This is a genomic window from Actinomadura physcomitrii (assembly GCF_008923205.2).
Taxonomy (GTDB): domain Bacteria; phylum Actinomycetota; class Actinomycetes; order Streptosporangiales; family Streptosporangiaceae; genus Spirillospora; species Spirillospora physcomitrii.
The window spans coordinates 42,377-60,473 of the sequence record NZ_WBMS02000043.1 but is presented as its reverse complement, the minus strand read 5'-3'; the positions used below and the strand labels follow the sequence as shown (position 1 = coordinate 60,473).

General features: G+C 74.8%; 21 protein-coding genes and 1 pseudogene. 10 read left to right on the top strand and 12 right to left on the bottom strand.

Annotated features, from left to right (window positions below; all coding sequences use genetic code 11):
* The first annotated feature begins 188 nt into the window (after window positions 1-188).
* Entirely contained in the window at window positions 189-1,406 is a 1,218-nt protein-coding gene (locus tag F8568_RS37445; RefSeq protein ID WP_151598358.1) for a DUF4185 domain-containing protein, read from the top strand.
* Between the two features lie 36 nt (window positions 1,407-1,442).
* Here F8568_RS37445 and F8568_RS37440 read toward each other — a convergent pair whose 3' ends face one another.
* The 4 genes from F8568_RS37440 to F8568_RS37425 all read right to left on the bottom strand — a co-directional run bounded on the left by F8568_RS37440 (window position 1,443) and on the right by F8568_RS37425 (window position 3,445).
* The gene (locus F8568_RS37440; RefSeq protein WP_151598357.1) at window positions 1,443-2,159 is read right to left on the bottom strand and encodes a hemerythrin domain-containing protein; all 717 of its coding nucleotides are present in this window, start codon (window positions 2,157-2,159) and stop codon (window positions 1,443-1,445) included.
* 142 nt (window positions 2,160-2,301) lie between these two features.
* Complete coding sequence (locus F8568_RS37435) at window positions 2,302-2,802, bottom strand: MarR family winged helix-turn-helix transcriptional regulator (RefSeq protein WP_151598356.1); 501 nt, start codon at window positions 2,800-2,802, stop codon at window positions 2,302-2,304.
* Window positions 2,803-2,928: 126 nt separating this feature from the next.
* Window positions 2,929-3,270 (bottom strand): VOC family protein, encoded by a 342-nt coding sequence (locus tag F8568_RS37430; RefSeq protein ID WP_151598355.1) that lies wholly within the window; start codon window positions 3,268-3,270, stop codon window positions 2,929-2,931.
* 1 nt (window position 3,271) lies between these two features.
* Complete coding sequence (locus F8568_RS37425) at window positions 3,272-3,445, bottom strand: ribbon-helix-helix protein, CopG family (RefSeq protein ID WP_151598354.1); 174 nt, start codon at window positions 3,443-3,445, stop codon at window positions 3,272-3,274.
* A gap of 86 nt (window positions 3,446-3,531) precedes the next feature.
* Between F8568_RS37425 and F8568_RS37420 the strand changes: the two genes are divergently transcribed.
* On the top strand, window positions 3,532-4,572 hold the full coding sequence (locus F8568_RS37420; protein ID WP_151598353.1) for a HAMP domain-containing sensor histidine kinase: 1,041 nt from the start codon (window positions 3,532-3,534) through the stop codon (window positions 4,570-4,572).
* 375 nt (window positions 4,573-4,947) lie between these two features.
* Here F8568_RS37420 and F8568_RS37410 read toward each other — a convergent pair whose 3' ends face one another.
* Window positions 4,948-5,616, bottom strand: coding sequence for a TetR/AcrR family transcriptional regulator (locus tag F8568_RS37410; protein ID WP_151598352.1), 669 nt, complete (start codon window positions 5,614-5,616; stop codon window positions 4,948-4,950).
* 49 nt (window positions 5,617-5,665) lie between these two features.
* On the opposite strand from F8568_RS37410, the gene F8568_RS37405 reads away from it, so the two are divergent.
* Complete coding sequence (locus tag F8568_RS37405) at window positions 5,666-6,073, top strand: DUF4440 domain-containing protein (RefSeq protein WP_328601193.1); 408 nt, start codon at window positions 5,666-5,668, stop codon at window positions 6,071-6,073.
* 123 nt (window positions 6,074-6,196) lie between these two features.
* Here the strand turns inward: F8568_RS37405 and F8568_RS51255 are convergent.
* The 3 genes and pseudogenes from F8568_RS51255 to F8568_RS37390 all read right to left on the bottom strand — a co-directional run.
* Window positions 6,197-6,394: pseudogene (locus F8568_RS51255) on the bottom strand (histidine kinase); the annotation flags it as partial.
* A complete protein-coding gene (locus F8568_RS47235; RefSeq protein ID WP_202125783.1) occupies window positions 6,391-6,744 on the bottom strand; it encodes a hypothetical protein in 354 nt (117 codons plus the stop codon). The gene F8568_RS47235 and the pseudogene F8568_RS51255, both read right to left, overlap by 4 nt.
* Window positions 6,741-7,973 carry a coiled-coil domain-containing protein gene (locus F8568_RS37390; protein ID WP_151598350.1) on the bottom strand — a complete coding sequence of 411 codons (1,233 nt, stop codon included), beginning with the start codon at window positions 7,971-7,973 and terminating at the stop codon, window positions 6,741-6,743. Before F8568_RS37390 ends, F8568_RS47235 begins: the two co-directional genes overlap by 4 nt.
* 154 nt (window positions 7,974-8,127) lie before the next feature.
* Here F8568_RS37390 and F8568_RS37385 point away from each other — a divergent pair, with 154 nt between their 5' ends.
* Window positions 8,128-9,318 (top strand): tyrosine-type recombinase/integrase, encoded by a 1,191-nt coding sequence (locus F8568_RS37385; RefSeq protein ID WP_151598349.1) that lies wholly within the window; start codon window positions 8,128-8,130, stop codon window positions 9,316-9,318.
* 65 nt (window positions 9,319-9,383) lie between these two features.
* Window positions 9,384-9,596 (top strand): hypothetical protein, encoded by a 213-nt coding sequence (locus F8568_RS37380; protein ID WP_151598348.1) that lies wholly within the window; start codon window positions 9,384-9,386, stop codon window positions 9,594-9,596.
* 109 nt (window positions 9,597-9,705) lie between these two features.
* Here the strand turns inward: F8568_RS37380 and F8568_RS37375 are convergent, their stop codons facing one another.
* Window positions 9,706-10,398: a TetR/AcrR family transcriptional regulator gene (locus tag F8568_RS37375; protein WP_151598347.1), complete on the bottom strand. Its 693-nt coding sequence runs from the start codon at window positions 10,396-10,398 to the stop codon at window positions 9,706-9,708.
* A gap of 54 nt (window positions 10,399-10,452) precedes the next feature.
* Between F8568_RS37375 and F8568_RS37370 the strand changes: the two genes are divergently transcribed.
* The gene (locus F8568_RS37370; RefSeq protein WP_151598346.1) at window positions 10,453-11,577 is read left to right on the top strand and encodes an FAD-dependent oxidoreductase; all 1,125 of its coding nucleotides are present in this window, start codon (window positions 10,453-10,455) and stop codon (window positions 11,575-11,577) included.
* 216 nt (window positions 11,578-11,793) lie between these two features.
* Here the strand turns inward: F8568_RS37370 and F8568_RS37365 are convergent, their stop codons facing one another.
* The gene (locus tag F8568_RS37365) at window positions 11,794-12,981 is read right to left on the bottom strand and encodes an acyl-CoA dehydrogenase family protein (protein WP_151598345.1); all 1,188 of its coding nucleotides are present in this window, start codon (window positions 12,979-12,981) and stop codon (window positions 11,794-11,796) included.
* A gap of 119 nt (window positions 12,982-13,100) precedes the next feature.
* Here F8568_RS37365 and F8568_RS37360 point away from each other — a divergent pair, with 119 nt between their 5' ends.
* Window positions 13,101-13,763, top strand: coding sequence for a GntR family transcriptional regulator (locus tag F8568_RS37360; protein ID WP_151598344.1), 663 nt, complete (start codon window positions 13,101-13,103; stop codon window positions 13,761-13,763).
* Between the two features lie 41 nt (window positions 13,764-13,804).
* Here F8568_RS37360 and F8568_RS37355 read toward each other — a convergent pair whose 3' ends face one another.
* Window positions 13,805-14,524 (bottom strand): MerR family DNA-binding transcriptional regulator, encoded by a 720-nt coding sequence (locus tag F8568_RS37355; RefSeq protein WP_151598343.1) that lies wholly within the window; start codon window positions 14,522-14,524, stop codon window positions 13,805-13,807.
* A gap of 91 nt (window positions 14,525-14,615) precedes the next feature.
* Here F8568_RS37355 and F8568_RS37350 point away from each other — a divergent pair, with 91 nt between their 5' ends.
* Together F8568_RS37350 and F8568_RS37345 are read left to right on the top strand one after the other, a co-directional pair.
* Window positions 14,616-15,767: an erythromycin esterase family protein gene (locus F8568_RS37350; RefSeq protein ID WP_151598342.1), complete on the top strand. Its 1,152-nt coding sequence runs from the start codon at window positions 14,616-14,618 to the stop codon at window positions 15,765-15,767.
* Window positions 15,768-15,847: 80 nt separating this feature from the next.
* A complete protein-coding gene (locus F8568_RS37345; protein WP_328601192.1) occupies window positions 15,848-16,342 on the top strand; it encodes a MarR family winged helix-turn-helix transcriptional regulator in 495 nt (164 codons plus the stop codon).
* Here F8568_RS37345 and F8568_RS37340 read toward each other — a convergent pair.
* Window positions 16,339-16,935 (bottom strand): helix-turn-helix domain-containing protein, encoded by a 597-nt coding sequence (locus F8568_RS37340; protein WP_151598341.1) that lies wholly within the window; start codon window positions 16,933-16,935, stop codon window positions 16,339-16,341. The two genes, F8568_RS37345 and F8568_RS37340, sit on opposite strands and share 4 nt — an antisense overlap.
* A gap of 80 nt (window positions 16,936-17,015) precedes the next feature.
* On the opposite strand from F8568_RS37340, the gene F8568_RS37335 reads away from it, so the two are divergent.
* Window positions 17,016-18,035: an NAD(P)/FAD-dependent oxidoreductase gene (locus F8568_RS37335; RefSeq protein ID WP_151598340.1), complete on the top strand. Its 1,020-nt coding sequence runs from the start codon at window positions 17,016-17,018 to the stop codon at window positions 18,033-18,035.
* Window positions 18,036-18,097 lie beyond the last annotated feature (62 nt).

Sequence of the window (18,097 nt, the reverse complement as noted above, 5' to 3'; positions counted from 1 at the left end):
TCGGCGACCACGCCGCCTGGCTCACCGCCCGGGCGTCGCCGTCCTGGCCCTGCTCACCGCCGGTTCTGAGCCGCCCCGCCCGCACACCGCCCGCGCCCTCGCGCCCGCCCGGGGTTGCCGCCGCACGCACCGGCACGCGACCCTGGCACCCGCAAGCCGCCGCACCCCCGAAGGGGAGGGACCGCCGCATGACCCACCCCACGGCCCGCCCCGCACCTCCCGCCCCGCCCGCACCGCCCCGGCGCGGTGGCCTGGCCCCGCCCGCCGCGCTGCTGGCCGCCGCGCTGCTCACCACCGCCGCGATCGTCACCGTCCTGCTGTACCGGCGGCCCCCGCACCCGCCCGGCGTCGCACCGCCCGCACCCGTCCTGTCCCGCTACGAGACCGCCGCGCCCGGCAACACCATCGACCGCGACTGCGGCTACAGCGCCCCCCTCACCGGCCGCCGCAGCCTCTGGCTGTTCTGCGACTCCACCTGGAAGGGCACCCGCCCCGGCCTGTGGCTCGGCGCGACCGCCGCCACCGGCACCGCCGCACCCGGACGCGTCCCCACCGACCTCACCGAACTCCCCACCCCCCGCACCGCGACCACCCCCGGTTCCGCAACGGCCGCCGCGCCCGGCGACGGGCCGCCGCAGGCGCTGCTGGCCACCCCGCCCGGCCTCCAGCTGCCCGGCGGCGCCCCCTGCCACATCCCCGGCACCGCCTACAGCGCCTCCTGGATCTCCGGCGCCGCCCCCCTGCGCGCCGACGGCACCGTCCTGCTCACCTACACCGACGTGTGCGTCCACGGCACCTCCATCACCCCCCAGGGATACGGCATCGCCGCCTACCGCCCCGCCGACCGGACCCTGCACGGCCAGACCCGCGTGTTCACCCTGGCCGGCGGCCTGCCGTTCCAGCTGACCCTCGGCTCCCCCGTGCTGCGCGACGGCCACCTCTACCTGTACGGGTCGGCCTGCGACACCTGGACCCTCGGCGCCTGCGCCACCGGACGCGTGACCCTCGCCCGCGTCCCGGCCGACCCCGCCGCCTGGCGCGACCCGTCCGCCTACCGGTACTGGTCCGCCGCCGGGTGGACGCCCGACGCCTCACGCGCCCAGACCGTCGTCCCCGGCGCCGCGCCCGCCGCCGTCCACATCGCCGACTACACCGCCGCCGGCCGCGGGCTGGTCCTCATCGAACAGCGCGGACTGGACGGCCGGTACCGGCTGTGGCGCGCACCCGCGCCCCAGGGCCCCTGGCGGCCCGCGGGGCGGGGCAGCGTCCCCTGCTCGGGCGGCACCGGCAACGACCAGTGCCGGGCCTTCATCGGCCACCCCGAACTCAGCACCCGCGACGCGCTGCTGATGTCGTACTACAACCCCGCCGACCGGCATCTCACGGTCCGCGCCGTGCCCTGGTGACACCCCGGCCGCGCGCGACGGTGCCGGCGGCGGCGGTCAGACGCTCCACAGCCGGCGCCTGCGGTACCGCGGCTCCCACCGCACCCGGGTCAGCTCCCGCACCGCCGGCGGCAGCGCCGTCAGCAACCGGCTGCGCTCCAGCGGCGCGATGCCGTCCACCATCCACGGCACCGTCGCCTCCGCGCACCCGCCGCTCCCCGACGTGCACGCCGCCACCGCGTCGCCGGCGAACCCCGCCCAGTCCGCCGGGCCCAGTAGCCGCCGCGCCAGCGCCAGCACGCCCGCCTCCTCGTGCCGCAGATGCACCCGCAGCGCCGCCCGCAGCGCGCGCACCGCCGAGGCGACCTCACCCGGATCCCGGCCGGCGTCCTGCAGCGCGGCGTCCAGCGCCACCACCAGCGGCTCGATCCGGGCGTACTCCGCCCGCAGTTCCGCCACCACCCCCAGCTCCGGCGCACGGCCCGCCGCCGCGCGCTCCACCCGCGGCCACAGCGCGCCCTCCTGCAGATCGTGGTGGAGGCGCAGCTGCCGCTTCAGGTTCTCCCACCCCGCACGCACCTGCGGCGCGTGCGCGCGGCCCGCCGCCGCTGCCGCCGCCAGCCGCTCCAGATCCCGGCGGAACGCCGCATGCCCGGCACGCGCGAGCACGTCCGCGAACGCCGGCCCCGGCACGCCCGCCGCCGCCCGCCCCGCACCCGGCTCGGCGGCCGCGCCCGCCGCCCCACCGGGCGGCGCGATGGAAAAAGTGTCCATACCAGGATGAGGGCCCGGGCACCCGCGAATGTGACAGGCCGGCACCGAGATCCAGCTCACGTTCCCCGGCCCGGCCGGCGCCCCCGGCATCACCGCCCGTCCGCCTGCCGGCGGGCGCGGACGCCGGCCCCGGCGATCCGCCTCAGGCGCGGGAGGTGTCGCCGAGCGCCTCCAGCAGGGCGCGCAGCCGCAGGGCCAGGTCCTCCCGCTCGGACGGGCCGAGCGATGCCAGCAGCCGCGCCTCGTTGTCCACGTGCGCGCCGACCGCCTCCTCCACGACCGCCAGGCCGTGCGGGGTGAGCCGGATCAGCACCGACCGCCGGTCGCCGGCGTCGCGGACCCGCTCGACCAGGCCCTTGGCCTCCATCCGGTCGATCCGGTTGGTGATGGCGCCCGAGGTGACCATCGCCGCCTTCAGCAGCGCGCCCGCGGTCAGCTCGTAGGGGGCGCCCGACCGGCGCAGCGTCGCCAGCACGTCGAACTCCCAGCTCTCCAGCCCCCGCTCGGCGAAGAACGCGCGCAGCTCCCGGTGCAGCAGCATCTGCAGGCGGGAGATCCGGCCGACGATCCCCATCGGCCAGACGTCCAGGTCGGGCCGCTCCCGCGCCCACTGCGCGAGGATGTCGTCCACCGCGTCCGCCATCACCGCCTCCTTATCTCAACGTTGAGAATATCGATCGGAGGCGGGTCGCCGGGAACGGCTCCGTCGGGCGGCGTCACCCGGTCGCCGGCCGCCCGCGGATCATCCGGCCGGTCCGCGGACCATCGCTCACTTGCCCGGAGCCTGCAGCGTCCACAGCCGCCCGTCGGGGTCCCGGACGGTCATCTCCCGGGTCCCGTAGTGCGTGTCCTCGAACGGCGTGACCACCTCGGCGCCCGCGCCGGGGCGGAACGCCTCCTCGTCCGGCACCCTCAGCACCATCCGCGCCCGCGGCTCGCGGTCCTCGGGCACCTCGGCGACGAAGAGGTAGGGGCCGTCGCCGTTGCGCAACAGCCCGGAGCCGTGGTCGGTCTCGAACTCCAGCTCGAACCCCAGCGAGCGGAAGAACCCGGCCGCCTTCCCCCAGTTGTGCGTCTCCAGGAACACGGCCTCGAAGCCCTCGGTGCTCATCTCAGTCCTCCTCCTGGCCGGGCCGCCGCGTGCCGCTCTCGTCGAGGTAGGCGCGCAGCGCCTGCGCGACCAGTGCCGACAGCGACAGCTCCGCCTCGATGGCGCGATGCTTGACCTGCTTGATCAGCCCGATCGGCAGGTACACGTTGAACTGCTTGACGTCCTCGTCGCCCACGGCGAGGATACTAGCACTCTAGCTTGCTCGCCGCTTCCATCGGGCGACCCCGCGACCCCGGCCGAACGGGTCCGCGAGTTCACCGCATGCCCGGCGCCCGGCGGGGCTGCCTGACGGTGGTCGCGATCCGCGTCACCCCCGCCGCGGACTCACCGGTCGTCTACACCGGACGCCCGCTTCCGGCGATCCTGTCCAGCCCGATCCTGGAGTCGCTGCTGGCCGGCGGCGTGGTCGCGCTGACCGCCCTGGCGTGCTGGACGACATGGCAGGTCGTCGGCCGCACGCTGGGGCCCGTCGACGCCATCCGGGCGAAACTCGCCGAGATCACCGTCAGCGACCTGTCCCACCGCGTCCCCGAGCAGCCCGGCGACGACGAGGTCGCCCGGCTCGCCCGGACCGCCAACGCCACCCTCGACCGGCTCGAGCGCTCCGTGCGCGTCCAGCACCGGTTCGCCTCCGACGCCGCGCACGAGCTGCGGACGCCGATCGCGGGACTGCGCGTCGACCTCGAGGACCTCGCCATGCATCCGCGGGACACCGACGTCGAGACCGCGGCCCGGGCGGCGCTGCGCTCCGCGGACCGCCTGGAGAGCATCGTCGCCGACCTGCTGCTGCTCGCGCAGATCGGCACCGGAGCCGACCTGGCCGAACCGCTCGACCTCACCGCCCTGGTCGACAGCGAGATACGGGACCACCGGCCGTCCGCCGCGGGCCGACCTGCCATCGAGATCCGGTCGCGGCTCACGCCGGGCGTCCAGGTCCGGGGCGTGCCGACGCAACTGCAGCGCCTCCTGGACGGCCCGCTCGACAACGCCCGGCGCCACGCCGCCGCGGCCGTCGAGGTCGAACTCGTCCGCGACGGCGACCGCGCCGCGCTCACCGTGGCCGACGACGGGCCCGGGATCCCGCTCGAGGAGCGCGAGCGGGTCTTCGAGCGCTTCACCCGCGTCGACACCGCGCGCAGCCGCGACGCCGGCGGAACCGGCCTGGGCCTGGCGATCGCCCGCGAGATCGCCGCCGCGCACCGCGGCACCCTGACCATCGACGACAGCCCGTCCGGCGCGCGCTTCACCCTCCGGCTCCCCGTGCTGTCTCCACCCCCCGACGGCGCCGCCCGCGACGCGTAGTCCGCACCCGCCCCGGGATCAGAGCCAGCTTGCCGACCAGGGCGGTGAGCTGGGCGCGCTCGCCGCCGCGCAGGGCCCGCCGCAAGGACCGCTCGAACCCGAACTCGCCGCCGTACTGGGCGTCCCCTACGACGAGGTCATGCTCGCCGCGTTCATCCCGCTCGCCTACACGATCGGCACCGACTTCAAACCCGCGCCCCGGATCCCGCGCGACCAGGTCCTGCACTGGGACCGGTGGTGATCCATCGACCGCCGTCGGCCACGCCGGCCACAGGTGAGCGAAGAAGGTGTCAGGTCTGGAGAGCAGGCGGTGCCACGCGGGTGATCTGCCCTCACTTGGGGCCGCGGGCGGCCTATGGGACCGCGCAGTGAAGATCAATCGGTCTCCGTCGGCCGCGGATGCGGGAGGACGCCCCCGGGACCGGCAGGTTCGTCCGCGGCTCCGCCCTCTGCCCGCCCTCCGGCCAGCGCGGCGAGGTAGCCGTCCACCATGCGGATCTGCCGCTCGGGCGGGAAGCCCTGCGGGTCGAACAGGGCCTGCACGATGAGGCCGAGGGTGAACGACTGGACCGCCGCCGCGAGATCGTCGGCGTCGGCGGCGGGCAGCTCGCCCCGGCGTTGCGCCTCCCGCACCCGGCGCCCGATCCGCTCGCGCGAGCGCGCGTAGCGGGCCGCGTGGCCGGCGGCGAGTCCGGGGTCGGCCAGCGCGGCGTCCCACGAGCTGACCCAGATGCGGTTGTCCGCGGCGGCCTGGGGCGTGACCGGCAGGATGTCCAGCAGCATCGCGCGCAGAGCGCCGAGGCCGGCGGGCTCGCCCCGCGTCCCCGGTGCAGCCGCCCTGCGCTCGTCCAGGAGCGTCAGCGCGTGCGCGACCAGGTCCTTCTTGCTCGGGAAGTAGTGCGTGAGCAGGCCGGTCGTCGCGCCCATCTCGGCGGCCACCGCGCGCAGCGTCAGGCCGCCGAACCCCTGCGCGGCCAGCACCCGCCACACCGCCCCCGACACCTCGCGGCGGCGGGCTTCGTGATCTCCCTTGTGGCGCGGCATGCCGCCAGGGTACATTCACATAACAGATGTTATGAGTATTGGAGGGGCCGTGGACACCGGCGTCAAGGACGAACTCGACCGGCTGATGCGCGCGCTGTTCGGCGCGTTCGGCAACCTCGGCGGCACAGGCCCGGACCTCGCCGTCGTCCGCGAGGTGTTCATCCCGGAAGGGCTGATCATCAAGAACGTCGGCGGCGAGACCGAGATCTACGACCTCGACGCGTTCATCGCCCCCAGGCAGCGGATGCTCACCGACGGGACGCTGACGGAGTTCTCCGAATGGGAGATCGCCGAGCGGACGGAGATCTTCGGCTCGATCGCGCAGCGGTTCAGCGAGTACGGCAAGTCCGGCTTCCGCGACGGCGAGTGGTTCGAGGGCTTCGGACGCCAGACGACCCAGTTCGTCCGCACCCGCGACGGCTGGAAGATGAGCGCGGCCGCCTGGGACGACGTGTAGCGCCGCCATCGGCAGGGCCGGCACCGCGCCCTGAAGCCCGCGAAGCGGGAGAAACCGGGTCGGGAGCAGGAGCATCTCCCGCTCGCGCGGGGTCGGCGCGCCATGGCGCCCGCGCAGCAGGACGAGGCTCCGGCGCAGCTCGGCCAGGCTCTGCTCGGCGCTGGTCTCCACCTGCTCCAGCGTCCGCGCCGCCACCTGCGGTTCGGTTTCCAGGACGTCGCGGGCGCCGCGCACCCCGATCAGCATCACCGTCACCGAGCGGGCGACGATGTCGTGCACTCCGCGGGTGATCGCGCCGCGCTCGCGCCGCGCCGCGATCACATCGAGCTGTTCACGTTCGCGGGTGGCGGCGCGCTCCTCCACCGCTTGGTCGTGGTGCGGGTCCCGCCCGTCATGACGCCCGCCGCGCCGAACGGCGACAGGTTCGCCTCCCGCTCCCACGCCCCGCTCACCAGCGGCTGCACCGCCAGGTCCAGCATCAGCAGGACCACCGCGCCGACGACCGGGACGCGGATCAGCGCACCGAGCGCCGCGCCCGGCACCGTCTGGCTGATCGGTCCTTCGTGCGCCAGCCCGCCACGGTCGATGACGACCACGTCGTCGACCGTCTGCGCGGCCCCCGCGAGCAGGTGGCTGGACAGCAGCGCGGCCAGTGCCGGCCCGCCGATCACTGTCCTGACGGTGCGGCCCCGGTGGAAGGCTCGCCTGCGGCCGATGCGGCCCGGCCGGCCTGTTCGGCGCGGACGGCTCGCTCGCGCTGCTCGGTCTCGGCGGCCCGGGCGGCGTCTCGTTCCTGCTTGAGGACCCGGAGTTCGGCATGGTGCGCGGCCCGGGCGGCGACCAGGTCGGTGCGGGCCTGGTCGCGTTCGCCGCGCATCCGTTCGGCGGCGTCCAGGGCGCTCCGCCGGTGCGCGTCGGCCCGGCGGAGCTGGTCGGCGGCGGTGTCGCGGGCGGTCCGCACGTCCTCGGCGGCCTGCCGGCGGGCCGCGGCGGTCTCGTTCTCGGCGCGTTCGAGCCGCCCGGTCAGGTCACCGATCGCGGTGTCCTTCTCGGCGAGGGTCCGGTGGGCGGCGGCCAGGTCGGCGACGGCGGTCTCCAGCCGCGCGGCCCGGTCGTCGCGTTCGCCGCGGACCCGCTCGAGATCGGCCCTGATCCCCGCGAGCCGTTCCTCGGCCTCGAGCAGGCGCCGCCGCGTCTCGGCCAGCGCCGCGCGGGCCTGGTCTCCGCTGTCGACGGCGTCCTGGGTCTCCTTCTCCGCCTTGATCCTCGCGGCCTGTTCGGCGGTCGCGGCGCGTTCGGCCAGCCGGGCCCGCTCGTCGGCGCCGTCGGCGCGCTCGCCGGCGCGCCGGGCGTCCTCGCGCGCGCCGGCGGCTTCGGCCTGCGCGGTCCGCTCGCGGCGCTCGGCGGCCTCGCGTGCGGCCTGGGCCTCGGCCGCCTCGGCGGCGGCCCGGGCGATGGCGGTTTCCAGTTCGCAGTTGCGGGCCAGCACGGTATCGCGCAGCCGAGCCAGGTCGGCGGCGAACCTTTGGTCGCGGTCGGTGGCCGCGGCCAGCAGGCCGGCGTGCGCGCGGCGCTCGGCCTCCTCCCGTTCGGCCCAGGCGATGAGCGCCTGGAGCGGCTGCTCGACGAGGGCGCCGACGGCCGACTCACGGGCCCGCCGGGCCGCCTCCTTGCAGTCCTGCCCACCCGGCCCCTCGCCGCCGCGGTGGTACTCGCGGCGCCGGCCGGTGGCGGCCGGCGCGGGCAGCGGCCCCCGGCAGTGCTTGCACCGCCCGTACGGGGCTTCAGGTGCCGCCGCGGCGGAGGGCCCGGCTTCCCCGCCGGCGGCCTGGTCCGCGGCGGCCGCGGCCGTTCCGGGGTCCGCGGTGGCCGACGTCGTCTGCTCGCGCTGATCAGTCACATCCTCATCATGCCGGGTTTCGAGAGCCTGTGTACGCGAAACCACGATTCAGTTTCGAGGTTTTCGAAACACGAATCTTTGTGGTGGCTCTGGATAGGGTTAAGACTTAGTTAACCCGTCCCAGCATCACGATCGATCCGGCTAGGCTCGGGCCATGACCGAAGGAGTGCCGGTGACCGGGAAGGACGGCGGCGGCGCTGCGGGGCGCCGCTCCCCGGCCGCCGCCGGAGCCGCTCCGCAGCCCCGGTCCGCGGCCGTGCTGGCCGGCACGCCGCTGCCGCCGCCTTCAGGGCGGCGATCCCCCGACCAACGCCCACTCGACCAGGCGCTGTCACCGGAGGCCGCGGCCCGCGTCGCGGCCGGGCTGGCCGCCAACACCACGCGCGCCTACACCCGGCACTGGGCCACCTTCACCCGCTGGTGCGAACTGACCGGCCGGACCCCGTTGCCCGCCACCCGCGAGACCCTCGCCGAATACGTCCACCACCTGGCCGGCGAGACCACCACCCAGTACGGCGGGCCGCCTGCGCCCTCCACCGTCGACACCATGCTGAGCTGCGTGCAGGCCGCGCACAAACTCGCCGGACTGGACTGCGACGCCCGGCTGGCGCGCACAGCGCTGCGCGCCTACCGGAGGGAACGCGCCGGGCATCCCGACCCCGCGCTGCGCTACAGGCGGCGCAGGGCACCCGAGATCGACATCGCCGCGCTGCGCCGCATGATCGAGGCGATCGCCGAAGCGGTGGCGGCCGGCGAGCTCGATCCGCTGCGCGCCGAACGCGACCAGCTGATCCTGGTCCTCGGCTTCGCGATGATGGGCCGCCGCTCGGAGGTCGCCGCGCTCGACATCGAGGACCTGGACTTCAGCGAGCGCGGGCTGACCGTCACCATCCGCCGCTCCAAGACCGACCAGCAGGCGGCGGGGGCCGAGGTGTTCCTCAAGCGCGGCCGCCACGCCCGGACCTGCCCGGTGGAACTGGCCCGCACCTGGCTCGGCACCCTGGCCGGGCACGGCATCACCGGCGGGCCGCTGCTGCGCGGGATCGACCGGCACGGCAACCTGGCCGGAGCGGGCCGGTTCGCCGGGCGGGGCACCGGCCGCATCGACGACGAGACGCTCAACACCATCGTCCGGGACGCGGCCGTGCGCGCCGGCCTCGACCACGCCGCCGCGCACACCTTCCACGGGCTGCGCGCCGGGGGCGCCACCAGCGCCGCCGAAGCCGGCGCCGCGCCCTCCACCATCCAGCAGCACGGCCGCTGGAACAGCCTGTCGATGGTGTTCGTCTACTGGCGGCGCGGCACCGCCTGGACCAACAACGCCCTGGACGGCGTGGGGCTGTAGTGCTCGCCCTCGGGAGCCGTGACCGAGCGCACTGCCCCCGGTGCGGCCGGGCGTAGCCGAGGTAGGTGACGACCGGCCTGCCCGCCGGGTCGAGGACGAAGCGCGTCATCGCGGGAACCGCCTCGTCGGTGATGCGTCCCTTCCGGCGTGCGACGGTGGCGCGGACCAGGTCGAGCACGTTCGCCGGCTTGAACGGGCAGACGTCCTCGTTCCGCAGCCCGTGGGCGGCGAGCGCGTCCGCGACCTCCTCCGGCGTCCGCAACCGCGCGGCGGTGTAGCGGCCACGCGGCAGGTGAGGGCGCGGATGTGGCGTCGGTCGACGGCGCCGGCCGCGCGGGCCGGGGCGTCAAGGCCCCGCTCCGCGTGCCCGCGGACCGATCGTGGGCGTCACGCCGGCGGGCGGGCCAGTTTGGCCGCGACCGCGTCCAGAATCCAGTCCAGGCCGGTCGCGAAGGACACCTCGGCGTCCACGTCGGTGCCGTCGTACACGAACTTGGCCAGTTCCGGGAAACGCCCCGTGTCCAGCATTTTCTTCAGGTGCGGGCCGGAGGCCCGCTGCCAGTCGCGCTCGGACAGTCCCGTGGCGCGCTCGGCCCGCAGGTCGGCGATCTCGCGCCTGATCGCGCCGGTGACGTAGGCGCTGACGGTCTCCACGGCGCGCACGACGGTGTCGAGGTCGGCGAGGCCGTCGAGGGCGGCCAGCGTGGCCTCCCCCACGGCGAGGGCGTTGGGGCCCAGCGTCGGACGGCCGCCGAGCAGGTCGGCCAGCCATTCGTGGCGGAGGGCCGCCTTCCTGGTGCGGTCGGCGCGGACGCGCAGCACCTCCCGCCAGTCACCGGGCTGCTCGCCGGGGAGGATCTCGGCGTAGACCTCGTCCACCATCAGGTCGAACAGCTCCTGCTTGGTGGCGATGTACCCGTACAGCCGCATCGGGCCGACGTCCAGCCGGGCGGCGACCTTGCGCACCGACACCGCCTCCAGTCCGCCCTCGTCGGCCAGCGCGACGGCGGCGGCGACGATCCGCTCCCGGTCGAGGGGGGCGGGGCGGGTCGGCGGCTCTGGACGGTCCCACACGGTCATGGACTACATCGTACTGTTGCGATACAGCGTATTAGTAAAATACGGTGTATCGACATGAGACCTCGTATCGCCGTGATCGGCGGCGGCCCCGCCGGCCTCACCTTCGCCCGTGTCCTGCACCGCCACGGCCACCCCGTCACCGTGCTCGAACGCGATTCCGCTCCAGACGCCCGCCCCCCGGGCGGCACGCTGGACCTGCACGCGAACCTGGGGCAGCTCGCCCTGGACAAGGCCGGGCTGCTCGCGGAGTTCCGGGCCCTGTCCCGTCCCGAGGGGCAGGCCATGCGGATCCTGGCCCCGGACGGGACCGTGCTGCGCGACTGGCCGGCCCGCACCGATGACCGAGCCCATCCCGAGATCGACCGCGGGCAGCTCCGCGACCTGCTGCTCGGCCCCCTGGACGTGCAGTGGGGGCGCGGCGTCACGCAGGTGGTGCCGGGGACCCGTGACGGCGTCCTGGTCGGATTCGCGGACGGGCGCGAGGAGGCGTTCGACCTCGTGGTCGGCGCGGACGGCGCCTGGTCCCGGGTCCGCCCGGCGCTCTCGCCCGCGGCACCGCACTACACCGGCATCACCTCGGTCGAGACCTCCCTGGACGGCGTCGACACCCGCCACCCCGACCTCGCCCGGCTCGTCGGCGACGGCTCCGTGGCCGTCTACGGCGTGAACCGCGCCGTCGTCGCCCAGCGCAACAGCGGCGGCCACGTCAAGGTGTACGCCCAGTTCCGCGCGCCGCTGGACTGGCACGCGGACCTGGACCCGGACGACGTCGAGGCCGTGCGATCGCATGTGCTGGGCTTGTTCGAGGGCTGGGCGCCTCGCGTCCTCGACCTCCTCCGCCACGGCGCCGCCTTCGCCCACCGCCCCCTCTACGTCCTGCCCGTGTCCCATACCTGGGCGCACGTCCCCGGGGTGACGCTGCTCGGCGACGCCGCTCACCTGATGCCCCCGTTGGGAGTGGGCGCCAATCTCGCGATGCTGGAAGGCGCCGAACTCGCCGAGTCCGTCGCCGCCGCCCCCGGCCCCGCAGGCCTGGACGAGGCCGTCCGCGCCTTCGAGGAGCGGATGTGGACACGGGCCGGCCGGTGGGCGAAGATCACCGCGGCCGGTCTCGAACGCCTCGTCAGCCCGGACCCCGCCCAGGCCGTCGCCCTCTTCGACGAAGTCCAGCCGTCCTGACCGCCCGAGCGGCGTTGTCGCGCCCCCGCGGCCGGCTCCTGCCGCGAGCCCGTCCCCCTCGCCGGCTCGCGGCGGCGCCGCGGAACGGAGATCGGCCAGTGAGACTCGACGTGCAGCTGGACGGGCGGCCGGATGAGGCCGCGGAGCGCGCCCGCGCGTCCGGACGCCGTCGCCCCGCGATGACGCTGACGGTCGCGCGAGACGCCCGCGGCACCGTCATTGGAATGCGGACTCGCCGGTGAGCGCGCGGCCGATGACCAGCGAGTGCACCTCGGAGGTGCCTTCGTAGGTGAGCACCGACTCCAGGTTGGCCGCGTGCCGGATGACGGGGTACTCCAGGGTGATGCCGTTGGCGCCGAGCAGCGTGCGGCAGGTGCGGGCGATGTCGATGGCCTCGCGGACGTTGTTGAGCTTGCCGACGCTGACCTGCTCGGGGGTGATGGTCCCGGCCTCCTTGAGGCGGCCGAGGTGGATCGCCAGGAGCAGGCCCTTGCCGGCCTCCAGGGTCATGTCGGCGAGCTTTTGCTGCGTGAGCTGGTAGGAGGCGAGCGGGCGGTCGAAGACCCGCCGCTCGCGGACGTAGCCGAGGGTGGTGTCCAGGCAGTCCAGGGCGGCGCCGATCGCGCCGAACACGATCCCGAAGCGCGCCTCGTTCAGGCAGCTCAGCGGCCCGGACAGGCCGCGCGCTCCGGGGAGCACCGCGTCGGCGGGCAGGCGCACCTCGTCCAGCACGAGCTCGCTGGTGACGCTGGCGCGCAGCGACAGCTTGCGCTCGATGTCGCGGACCCGGAACCCCGGGGTGCCGGCCGGGACCAGGAAGCCGCGGATCCCGTCGTCGGTGCGGGCCCACACGACCGCGACGTCGGCGACGGACCCGTTGGTGATCCACATCTTGGTGCCGGACAGGATCCAGTCGGTGCCGTCGCGGCGGGCGCGGGTGCGCATCCCGGCCGGGTCGGAGCCGAAGTCGGGCTCGGTCAGCCCGAAGCAGCCGATCGCCTCGCCGCGCGCCATCGCCGGCAGCCACCGCTGCTTCTGCTCCTCGCCGCCGTGCTTCCAGATCGCGAACATCGCCAGCGAGCCCTGCACCGACACCAGGCTGCGCAGCCCGGAGTCGGCGGCCTCGAGCTCCAGGCACGCCAGCCCGTAGGAGACCGCGCCCATCCCGGCGCAGCCGTACCCGTCCAGGTGCATGCCGAGCACCCCCAGCGCCCCCAGCCTCCGGGCGAGGTCCCGCGCCGGGATACCGCCCTTGTCGAACCACTCGGGCAGATGCGGGCGCAGCTCGCCGTCGCAGAACCGGCGGACGGTGGCGCGGATCTCGCGCTCCTCTTCGGTGAGGAGCGCGTCGATGCCGAACAGGGCGGTGGGGTGGACGGTCCGGGGCCGCGGTGAGGTCGTCATGGCCGCCACTATAGTTGGATCCAATATCCGAAATGGGTGGGCGCCGGTCCGACGGACGGTTCGCCGGAGCCGCCGCGGCTCGCCGAGGACGGCGGCCGGGTCCGTGAGATATTGACCCGATGACCACCCAGCGCAGCCGCCCGCCGACGGCCCAGCAGTTCGTCCTGGACGAGCTGCGGCGCGCCATCACCAGCGGCCGGCTCCGCCCCGGCGCACCCATCCGGCAGGACACGGTCGCCGAGGAGCTCGGCGTCAGCCGCGTCCCGCTGCGCGAGGCGCTCAAGACCCTGCAGGGCGAGGGCCTGGTCACCTACCGCGCGCACCGCGGCTACTACGTCGAGGAACTGTCCCTGGACGACCTGCGCGAGGTCTACCGCATCCGCACGCTGCTGGAAGACGAGGCCGTCCGCCGCGCCGCCGCCTCGATGAGCGCCGCCGACCTCGCCGCGCTCGCCCGCGCCGAAGACGAGGTGGAGCGGGCGGCGGGGGCCGGCGACGTGCTGGCGATGGCGGCGGCCAACCGGGCCTTCCACATGGCGCTCTACGAGTGCGCCGGCATGCCGCGCCTGGTCCGGCTCATCCGCACGCTCTGGGACGCCACCGACGCCTACCGCTCCATTTACTACGGCGAAGGCATCAACCGGGAACGCGTCATCGACGAGCACCGCGCCGCCCTGACCGCACTGCGCGCCGGGGACGCCGACGAGGCCGTCCGCGTCCTCGACGTCCACCGCGCCCACGCCGTCACCGCCCTCGAGCACCTCATGGCCGAGGTGCTCTGAGAGGCCTCGGAGCCGAGCGGGCCCGGTGCCGCCCGGCCGGGTCAGCGCGGGGCGGGTGCGATGTCGAGCAGGGCCAGGTAGCGGCTCAGCTGGACGGACGCATCGAGCATCGCGAGGCCCTGGGCGGTGAGCCTGCGCTGCCAGCCGTCCAGGGCGGCGGCCAGGGCACCGGTTCCGCCGGCCTGCCGGACCTGCTGCACGACGGTGCGGATGTGGCTCAGCGGGTAGCCGCCGCGCCTGAGGAGATGGGTGAGTTCGGCGTCGCGGACGTCGGCGGCGCGGAAGACGCGGTAGCCGGTGGCCCCATCCCGGGCGGGCGTGAGGATGCCGGCGGCTTCCCAATTGCGCAGGGTCGCGGGGGTGATGTCGAGCCGGTGCGCGAGTTCACCGATGCTGCGGCTCCGCGCGCGGTCCGCCGGGCCCCGGTCGGCGCCGGAGTCCGCGACCAGATGGCCGGCCGCTTCGCGCACCGCGGCGAGGGTGCCGCGGTCGCGGAGCAGCCGGCCGTGGCCGCGATGGATGGTCTGGAGGGCGCCGTCGAGGTCGCCGCCGTTGACGGCGGTCATGATCCGGCCCGCGGCGGAGTGGCCGTAGGCGGGGACGAGGGCGAGGTAGGCGCGCAGCGCCGCCGCGTGCGCCCCGGTGTAGATCCGGTACCCGGTCGGCGTGCGCTCGGCGGGCGGAAGGTACCCCTCCTGCTCGTAGTTGCGCACCGCCTGGGTCGAGATGCCGTGCTCGCGGGCGAGGTCGGCTGGTCGCAAGGGTCATCACCGGTTTGAGACTTCATGGCAGTTGACGACGGCCAATGTATCCAAAGTCTCAACCGACTTGTCAAAGTTACAATTGCGGTACATGACTCAGGACATCTGCGGGTTCGTGCCCGCGTCATGCGAACTGCTGGGGCTCGGTGAGCCGACGCATCTGGAACCGGCCTTCGGGCGGGTCCGCAACGGACTGTTCGCCCGGCTGGCCGAGCACGGCTTCCGGTCGATCGCCCTCGAGACCGACCGGGTGGCGGCGCTCGCCGTGGATAAATTCGTCCGGCACGGCACCGGAAGCCTCGACGCGGCGATGAGCGAGGGCTTCTCGCACGGCTTCGGGGACCTGGACGCCAACAGGCGGCTGGTCGCCTGGATGCGCGAGTACAACCGGGACCGTCCCGCGGCCGAACGCCTCGCCTTCCACGGCTTCGACGCGCCGATGGAGACGATGAGCGTGCCCAGCCCCCGCGCCTACCTCGAGCACGTCCGCGACTACCTGGCGCTCGACCTCGACATCGCGGCCCTGACCGGCGAGGACCGGCGGTGGAGCCGCATGGAGGCGGTGATGGACCCGGCCGCGTCGGTCGGTGAGACGCCCGAGGCGGAGAGGCTGCGGTCGGTCGCCGACGACATGCTGACCACGCTGTACGCGCGCGCACCGGAACTGATCGCGGCGGCGTCGCGTGCCGAGTGGTACCGGGCCAGGACGTATCTCACCGCAGGCCTCGGCCTGCTGCGGTACCACAAACAGGCGGCCCAGCGCCTCGATCAGACGATGCGCATTTCCGTGCTGGGTGGCACTCGGGACGCGCTGATGGCGCAGAACCTGCTCGACATCCGCGGCGCCGAGGCCAGACGAGGGCCGACGCTGGTGTTCTCTCACAACCGGCATCTGCAGAGGAACACCTGCGTCATTCCCATGGGCGGTCTGGAGACCACCTGGACCGGTGTCGGCGCCGTTCTCGGGTCCTTGATGGACGAGCGGTACGTGTTCATCGCCGGCAGCCTGGGCCGCAGCGAGATCATCGGGCTCCCCGAACCCGCCCCGGACACCTACGAAGGCTCTCTGCAGAGCCGTATCGGCACGTGGGGCCTGGTGAAGGCCGCCTCGGTCGCCGGCGCCGGCGCCCGCGCCGACGCCGCTCACCAGCAGGTGTACTTCCCCCTCGACCAGGAGACCATCGACGGGGCGGACGCCGTCCTGCACATCAGCGACGCCTCCGCGGCAGCCCCGAACCCTTAGATGGAGTGGCCCGGGACGCCGGGCCGGCGAGGATCACCTCGCCGGTCCGGGGTCCCGGCGACGGCGATAGGTTCTCGGGTGTGGACGACACCTCGGCCGACGCCTGCGACGACGCCTTGGACGTGGACGCCTTCACCACCGCGATCGAGAGCTTCAACCGGTTCTACATCCGGATTCCGATGCTGGAGAAGCTGCCGTTCACGACGCTGTCGGTGCTGGACACGCTCGCGGCCGGCGGGACCGTGCGGATGACCGAGCTGACGAGGACCGAGCAGGTGAGCCAGCCCGGCATCACCCAGCTGGTGTCCCGGCTGGAGCGCGACGGGCTGGTGGAGCGCCGGCCCGACCCGGACGACGGGCGGGCCGTGCTGGTCCACATCACCGAGGCGGGCCGCGGGATCGTCCGGTCGCGGCGCGAGGACCGGATGCGGCACCTGGCGCCGCTGGTCGGCCAGCTGACCGGCGAGCAGCGGCGGGCGCTGGCGCAAGCGCTGCCCGTGCTGGCCCGCCTCGCCGAACTCGGCCGCGGCGTGGGCGGGCGCGGCGTGGGCGGGCGCGGCGTGGGCGGGCGTTAGCCGGACTTCGTCGTCGTCTTGGGGCGGGCGCGCAGGTGGGCGCGCTCGCCCTGGCTGCCGAACAGGACGAGGAACTCGACCGGGTCGGCGTCGACGGCGCCGAACCAGTGCGGCAGCCGCGTGTCGAACTCGGCGGCCTCGCCGGGCGACAGGACCAGGTCGTGCTCGCCGAGGATGACGCGCAGCCGTCCGTTGAGGACGTAGAGCCACTCGTAGCCCTCGTGGGTCTGCGGGGTGGGCCGCCTGCGCTCGCTGCCCGCGGGGATGACGAGTTTGTAGGCCTGGATGCCGCCGGCGCGGCGGGTCAGCGGCAGCATCGTCATGCCGTTGCGCACGACGGGCCGCAGGTGGATGCGCGGGTCGCCGGTGGGCGGCGCGTCCACGAGCTCGTCGAGGGTGACGCCGTAGGCCTTGGCCAGCGGGAGCAGCAGCTCGAGGGTGGGGCGGCGGGTGCCGGACTCCAGCCGCGACAGCGTGCTCACCGAGACGCCGGTCGCGTCCGAGAGGCCGGCCAGCGTGATCTCGCGCTCGGTGCGCAGGGCGCGCAGGCGGGGGCCGACCGCGTCGAGCGCCTGGCCGAGGTCGTCGTCCATACGGGCGAGTTTGCCATATCGGCAACGAGCTTTGCGATTCTCGGCCTCCGGTTCGCATAGTGGCCGCGGAGGTGGTCGAAATGACCGAACGACTGGAAGACGCCTATGACGTGGTGGTGGTCGGCGGCGGCGCCGCGGGCCTGAACGGGGCGATGATGCTGGCGCGGTCGCGGCGGTCGGTCGTGGTGCTGGACGCGGGGTCGCCGCGCAACGCGCCCGCCGGGCACGTGCACGGGCTGCTGGCCCGGGACGGGACGCCGCCGGCCGAGCTGCTGGAGCACGGCCGCGCCGAGGTCCGCCGCTACGGCGGGCAGGTGGTGGCCGCGACGGTCACCGAGGCGGCGCGCGACGCCGGCGGTTTCACCGTCGGCCTGGCCGGCGGCGGGACCGTCCGGGCGCGCCGGCTGCTGGTGACCACGGGCCTGACCGACGAGCTGCCGGACGTGCCGGGGCTGCGGGAGCGGTGGGGCCGGGACGTGCTGCACTGCCCGTACTGCCACGGCTGGGAAGTACGCGACCAGGCGGTCGGCGTGCTGGCGAGCGGCCCGATGTCGGTGCACCAGGCGTTGCTGTTCCGCCAGCTCAGCGATGACGTCGTGGTCTTCGCGCACACCGCGCCGCCGGTGGCCGGCGAGCAGGCCGAGCAGCTGGCGGCGCGCGGTGTCCGCGTGGTGGACGGCGAGGTCGCCGGCCTGGAGATCGCCGGCGACCGGCTCGCGGGCGTCCGGCTGGCGGACGGCACGGTGGTCGCCCGCGACGCGCTGGTGGTGGCGCCCCGGATGACCGCCCGCGCCGGGTTCCTCGCGGGGCTCGGGCTGCGGCCGGTGGAGCATCCGTCCGGTGCGGGCGAGCACGTTCCCGCCGACGCGGCGGGCCGCACGGACGTGCCCGGGGTGTGGGTCGCGGGCAACGTGACGGACCTTTCCGCCCAGGTCGGCGCCGCCGCGGCGGCGGGGGCGACGGCGGGGGCGCAGATCAACGCCGATCTGGTCGCCGAGGAGGCCCGGGACGCGGTCGCGGCGAGCCGGGCGCCGTTCTCGGCCGCGTCCGAGGCGCGCGCCGCCGAGGCGGTGATGAGCGACAGTCGCCACGGGTTCTAGGCGGCCCCGGGCGCGAGGGGTTGCGCCGGCGGCGGGCCCCCATGCCATCTTGGAACGACTGT